Annotated in this window: 4 protein-coding genes and 1 pseudogene; all 5 read left to right on the top strand. The window is 72.2% G+C overall.

The annotated features are described in order from the left end of the window. The coding region (locus tag ABD317_RS32580; RefSeq protein WP_344294759.1) for a response regulator at positions 1-637 on the top strand (637 nt) is incomplete at its 5' end. Between the two features lie 243 nt (positions 638-880). Further along, the gene (locus tag ABD317_RS32575; RefSeq protein WP_027752690.1) at positions 881-1,543 is read left to right on the top strand and encodes a response regulator; all 663 of its coding nucleotides are present in this window, start codon (positions 881-883) and stop codon (positions 1,541-1,543) included. A 91-nt stretch (positions 1,544-1,634) separates the two neighbouring features. Further along, positions 1,635-4,340, top strand: coding sequence for a DNA translocase FtsK (locus tag ABD317_RS32570; protein ID WP_344294756.1), 2,706 nt, complete (start codon positions 1,635-1,637; stop codon positions 4,338-4,340). A 182-nt stretch (positions 4,341-4,522) separates the two neighbouring features. Continuing rightward, positions 4,523-5,341 carry a helix-turn-helix domain-containing protein gene (locus ABD317_RS32565; protein ID WP_344294754.1) on the top strand — a complete coding sequence of 273 codons (819 nt, stop codon included), beginning with the start codon at positions 4,523-4,525 and terminating at the stop codon, positions 5,339-5,341. A gap of 144 nt (positions 5,342-5,485) precedes the next feature. Then, positions 5,486-5,970, top strand: a pseudogene (locus ABD317_RS32560) (30S ribosomal protein S12 methylthiotransferase RimO); the annotation flags it as partial.

Raw genomic sequence — 5,970 nt, 5'->3', positions numbered from 1 at the left:
GGCGGCGGCGGGCCGCGAGCACGCCGAGGCGGCGAAGGCCGCCGCCGCGGACGTCGGGGCGGCCGCGTCGGGGCGCACGCGCCCCGCAAAGTCCTCTGACGGCCGCTCAGCGGCCGCGGGGCAGCCCGCCGGGCCCGACGGCAACGGGCGCGTGCCCGACGCCGCAGCGGGGCGTGGAGCGGCCGCTGAGGCCCTCTCCGGGGACGGCGGCGGCGCGGAGGAGGCGGAGCGGTCGGTGCCGCCGCGCTTCAAGGGCGCGTTCCGCGGCGAGAAGGTGCTGATCGTCGACGACGACATCCGCAACGTCTTCGCGCTCACCAGCGTGCTGGAGCAGCACGGGCTCGCGGTGCTGTACGCGGAGAACGGCCGCGAGGGCATCGAGGTGCTGGAGCAGCACGAGGACGTGGCCGTGGTGCTGATGGACATCATGATGCCGGAGATGGACGGCTACGCCACGACCGCGGCGATCCGCCGGATGCCGCAGTTCGCCGGGCTGCCCATCATCGCGCTGACGGCGAAGGCGATGAAGGGCGACAGGGAGAAGAGTATTGAAGCGGGCGCATCGGACTATGTCACCAAACCCGTGGATACCGACCGATTGCTCACGGTCATGAACGGCTGGATGAGCGGAGAGTAGTCAAATCGCAGTGAAATCCTGTTTCTTGATGACTCAGTGTGTCCAAATGCGTGTGAGAACACGGGATTCCGGGAACCAAACTGATCGCAGGCGCGTTGTCGCAGTGTGCGCAGTGACAACTCGGTGACAGGGTGTGGCGAGTCTCGAGGTGTGGATACGATGACCGGCACGAGGGCGGCGGGCACGGTGGGCGCGTCTTCCGCGACGAGGACCGGCACACCGCCGGGGCGAGGAGGGCAGGCCATGGTGCAGAAGGCCAAGATTCTCCTGGTCGATGACCGGCCGGAGAACCTGCTGGCGCTGGAGGCCATCCTTTCCGCGCTGGATCAGCACCTGGTCCGGGCGTCGTCCGGGGAGGAGGCGCTGAAGGCGCTGCTGACCGAGGACTTCGCGGTGATCCTGCTCGACGTGCAGATGCCGGGCATGGACGGGTTCGAGACCGCGGCGCACATCAAACGCCGCGAGCGCACCCGCGACATCCCGATCATCTTCCTCACGGCCATCAACCACGGCCCGCACCACACCTTCCGCGGCTACGCCGCCGGAGCCGTCGACTACATCTCCAAGCCCTTCGACCCCTGGGTGCTCCGCGCGAAGGTGTCGGTCTTCGTCGAGCTGTACATGAAGAACCTGCAGCTGCGCGAGCAGGCCGGCCTGCTGCGGCTGCAGTTGGAGGGCGCCCAGAAGGGCAACGGCGACGGGGCCGCGCAGACCGGGCTGCTCGCCGAGCTGTCCGCCCGGCTCGCCGCCGCAGAGGAGCAGGCCGAGGCGCTGTCGAAGCAGCTGAGCGGGGCCAGCGCGGAGTCCGCCGTCGTGGCCACCGCCGCGCACCTGGAGCGGAAACTGACCGGGCTGCGCAAGGCGATTGACGCCCTGGAGCCCGGCTCCCGCCCCGACGCGGAGTAGCCCCGCCGGGCCGGGCGGCCCGGGGGTGCGGCGGATGCGCACCTGCACGTCCTACGTGTCCCGCCGGTGCGGTGCCGGTAATCTCGCCCCCATGGCCTCACGTACCTCTGGCAGCGGCAACTCCCGGCAGCGGTCCGGAGGTAGCACGGCCAAAAAGCCCGCGGCGAAGAAGGCGCCCGCCAAGAAGGCGCCGCCGAAGAAGGCCGCGGGCGGCGCCAAGAAGGCGCCGGCGAAGAAGCCCGCCCCGTCCCCCACCGCGGGTGTGCTGCACCTGCTGCGCGCGATCTGGCTCGGCCTCGCCCGCACCGTCGGCGCCCTGTTCCGCGGCATAGGGCGCGGTGCCAAGGGGCTCGACCCCGCCCACCGCAAGGACGGCCTCGCGCTGCTGCTGCTGGGCATCGCCCTGATCGTCGCGGGCGGCACCTGGTCGAACCTGCAGGGTCCCGTCGGCGAGCTGGTCGAGATCCTGGTCACCGGCGCCTTCGGCCGCCTCGACCTGCTCGTGCCGATACTGCTGGCCACCATCGCCGTACGCCTCATCCGCCACCCCGAGAAGACCGAGGCCAACGGCCGTATCGTCATCGGCCTGTCCGCCCTCGTCATCGGCGTGCTCGGGCTGGTGCACCTGGCCTGCGGCACCCCGGGGCGCGGCGAGGGCACGCAGACCATCCGGGACTCCGGCGGGTTCGTCGGCTGGGCCGTGTCCCGGCCGCTGGTCACCACCCTCGGCGACGTGCTCGCGCTGCCGCTGCTCGTGCTGCTGACCGTCTTCGGGCTGCTCGTCGTCACCGCCACCCCGGTCGCGGCGATCCCGGACCGCATCCACGCCGCCGGCGTCCGGCTCGGCCTGGCCCAGCCGCGGCCCGACCCGGCGGCGGTGGCCAAGGCGGAGGAGTTCGACGACGACTGGCGCGACGGCCTGGTCCGTTCCGACGACGACGCCGACGACGACGAGCCGCCCCGGCCGCCGCGCCGCCGCCGGACCCCCCGGGGCCCCGCCCCGGCCGTCCCCGCGCGCCGCCCGGCCGCCCGCGAGAACGCCGGCATGGACCCCATCGACCGCGCCGCCGCCGCGGCCACCGACCTCGACGGCGCCGTGCTGCACGGCGTCCCCTCCGCCCCGCTGCCCGCCGACCTCACCCACGGCGTCGCCGAGCGCACCGGGGGCGTACCCGCGGCGCGCGAGGAGGCGCAGCCGGAGCGGTCCGGCGTCCAGAACTCCGAGGGCGCGGAACCTCCGGTCCCCGACCTCACCAAGCAGACCGCGGATCCCGACCCCGCCGCCCTGCCGCCCCGCGCCGAGCAGCTCCAGCTCTCCGGCGACATCACCTACGCGCTGCCGTCCCTCGACGTCCTGCAGCGCGGCGGCCCGGGCCGCACCCGCAGCGCCGCCAACGACGCCGTCGTCGCCTCCCTCACCCAGGTCTTCACCGAGTTCAAGGTCGACGCCGCCGTCACCGGCTTCACCCGCGGCCCGACCGTCACGCGGTACGAGGTGGAGCTGGGCCCCGCCGTGAAGGTCGAGCGCATCACGGCGCTGACGAAGAACATCGCCTACGCCGTCGCCAGCCCCGACGTGCGCATCATCAGCCCCATCCCCGGCAAGTCCGCCGTCGGCATCGAGATCCCCAACAGCGACCGCGAGATGGTCAAGCTCGGCGACGTGCTGCGCTCCGCGGACGCGGCCGGCGAGGACCACCCGATGCTCGTCGGCCTCGGCAAGGACGTCGAGGGCGGCTACGTCTCGGCGAACCTCGCCAAGATGCCGCACATTCTGGTCGCCGGCGCCACCGGCTCCGGCAAGTCCTCCTGCATCAACTGCCTGATCACCTCCGTCATGGTGCGGGCCACGCCGGAGGACGTGCGGATGGTCCTGGTCGACCCCAAGCGGGTGGAGCTGACCTCGTACGAGGGCATCCCGCACCTCATCACGCCGATCATCACCAACCCCAAGCGGGCGGCGGAGGCGCTGCAGTGGGTCGTGCGCGAGATGGATCTGCGCTACGACGACCTCGCCGCCTACGGCTACCGCCACATCGACGACTTCAACGCCGCCGTCCGCTCCGGCAAGGCCACCGCGCCGCCCGGCAGCGAGCGGGAGCTGGCCCCGTACCCGTACCTGCTGGTGATCGTCGACGAGCTGGCCGACCTCATGATGGTCGCCCCGCGGGACGTCGAGGACGCGATCGTACGGATCACGCAGCTGGCCCGCGCCGCCGGCATCCACCTGGTGCTCGCCACCCAGCGCCCCAGCGTCGACGTCGTCACCGGCCTCATCAAGGCGAACGTGCCCTCCCGGCTGGCCTTCGCCACCTCCTCCCTCGCCGACAGCCGCGTCATCCTCGACCAGGCCGGCGCCGAGAAGCTGATCGGCAAGGGCGACGGGCTGTTCCTGCCGATGGGCGCGAACAAGCCCGTCCGGCTGCAGGGCGCGTTCGTCGAGGAGGACGAGGTCGCGGCGGTCGTGCAGCACTGCAAGGACCAGATGGCGCCGGTCTTCCGCGAGGACGTGGTGGTCGGCGGCGCGAAGAAGAAGGAGATCGACGAGGAGATCGGGGACGACCTCGATCTGCTCTGCCAGGCGGCCGAGCTGGTGGTCTCCACGCAGTTCGGCTCCACCTCGATGCTGCAGCGCAAGCTGCGCGTCGGGTTCGCCAAGGCGGGCCGGCTGATGGACCTGATGGAGTCGCGCGGCATCGTCGGTCCGAGTGAGGGTTCGAAGGCCAGGGACGTACTCATCAAACCGGATGAAATGGACGGAGTGCTCGCCCAGCTGCGGGGGCAGGATCACTCGTAGCGGCGACCGGGCAACCGGTTCGGCGTCTGATGCGTCACACCAATGGGCCGGTCGGGTGAACCCCGGTCGGGCAGTACGTCTATCCCGATGGCCCATTAAGTGTGCTCGACCGGTTGGCCGATCCTTTTACAACCCCCCTAGACTGAACACCCGGCAGGTGGCTCACCCCGAAAGGCGCCCACGTGTCCCTCGGCAACTCCCCCACAGGCGACCGCCCTTCCGTCGGTCGCGCACTTCAGCAGGCCCGTCTTGACGCCAAGCTGTCCGTCGAACAGGTCAGCTTGTCCACGCGTGTGCGCATCCCGATCATCCATGCCATCGAACAGGACGATTTCTCCCGCTGCGGCGGTGACGTCTACGCCCGCGGACATGTGCGAACCCTCGCGCGCGCGGTCGGCATCGAGCCCGAGGGGCTCGTCGAGCAGTTCGACGCGGAGCACGGCGGCCGGCCCGAGCCGACGCCCGCCGCGCCGATGTTCGACGCCGAGCGCATCCGCCCGGAGCCGCGCCGTCCCAACTGGACCGCCGCCATGGTCGCCGCGATCGTGGCCGTCGTCGGCTTCGTGGGGTTCACCGTCTTCAGCGGCGGCGACGAGGACGAGCCGGACGGCTCCGCGGTGGCCGGGGAGTCGCAGAAGTCCGACAAGCCGAAGGATCCCGACTCCGGCAAGGACGCCGACGAGGACGGGCAGGGCCGGAGCCCGGAGCCCTCGGAAAGCGCCGTCGCGGGCGCGCCGCCGGACAAGGTGACGCTGCGGATCGTAGCGGCGGACGGGCAGAGCTGGATCTCCGCACAGGGCGCGGACGGGCGCGAGCTGGAGGAGGACGTCCTCGCCCAGGGCGACTCCGTCACCGTGACCGACAGCGAGAAGATCTACCTCGTCCTCGGCAACGCCGGCGCCGTCGACCTCTTCGTCAACGGCAAGCAGATCTCCGAGGACTTCCAGCCCGGCGAGGTCGAGCGGCTGACGTACACGAAGGGCGATCCCGAGGCCGGCTGACCGGCCCGGCCGGGCGGCGTCGCGGGCCCGGCCTGCGGCAAGGCTCGCACGCCCGTACCCTCGTTCGCCCGTGCTTCGTACGGGCGTGCGGAAGGCGGCTGGTCGGCGGCGGTTTGCGGGCGCGGGACGAAGTAGGCTGAGCGCATGCCTGAACGCCGTACCGTCGCCCTTGTCACGCTTGGCTGCGCCCGTAACGAGGTGGACTCGGAGGAGCTGGCGGGCCGCCTGGCGGCGGACGGCTGGGACCTCGTCGCGGACGCCGCCGCCGCGGACGTCGCCGTCGTGAACACCTGCGGGTTCGTCGAAGCCGCCAAGAAGGACTCCGTCGACGCCCTGCTGGAGGCCAACGACCTCAAGGACGCGGGCCGTACGCAGGCCGTCGTCGCCGTCGGCTGCATGGCCGAGCGGTACGGCAAGGAGCTGGCCGACGCGCTTCCGGAGGCGGACGGCGTCCTCGGCTTCGACGACTACGGCGACATCTCCGCGCGGCTGCAGACGATCCTCTCCGGCGGCGGCCACGCCGCGCACACCCCGCGGGACCGGCGCAAGCTGCTGCCGATCAGCCCCGCGGAGCTGCGCGCCGCCGCCGCCCGCGGCGCGGCGGCGCTGCCCGGGCACGGCGCCGCGGG

Source organism: Streptomyces synnematoformans, assembly GCF_039531005.1.
In the GTDB taxonomy this organism is placed as follows: Bacteria; Actinomycetota; Actinomycetes; order Streptomycetales; family Streptomycetaceae; genus Streptomyces; species Streptomyces synnematoformans.
The sequence above is the reverse complement of the archived record's forward strand: the minus strand, read 5'-3'. Positions and strand labels throughout refer to the sequence as shown.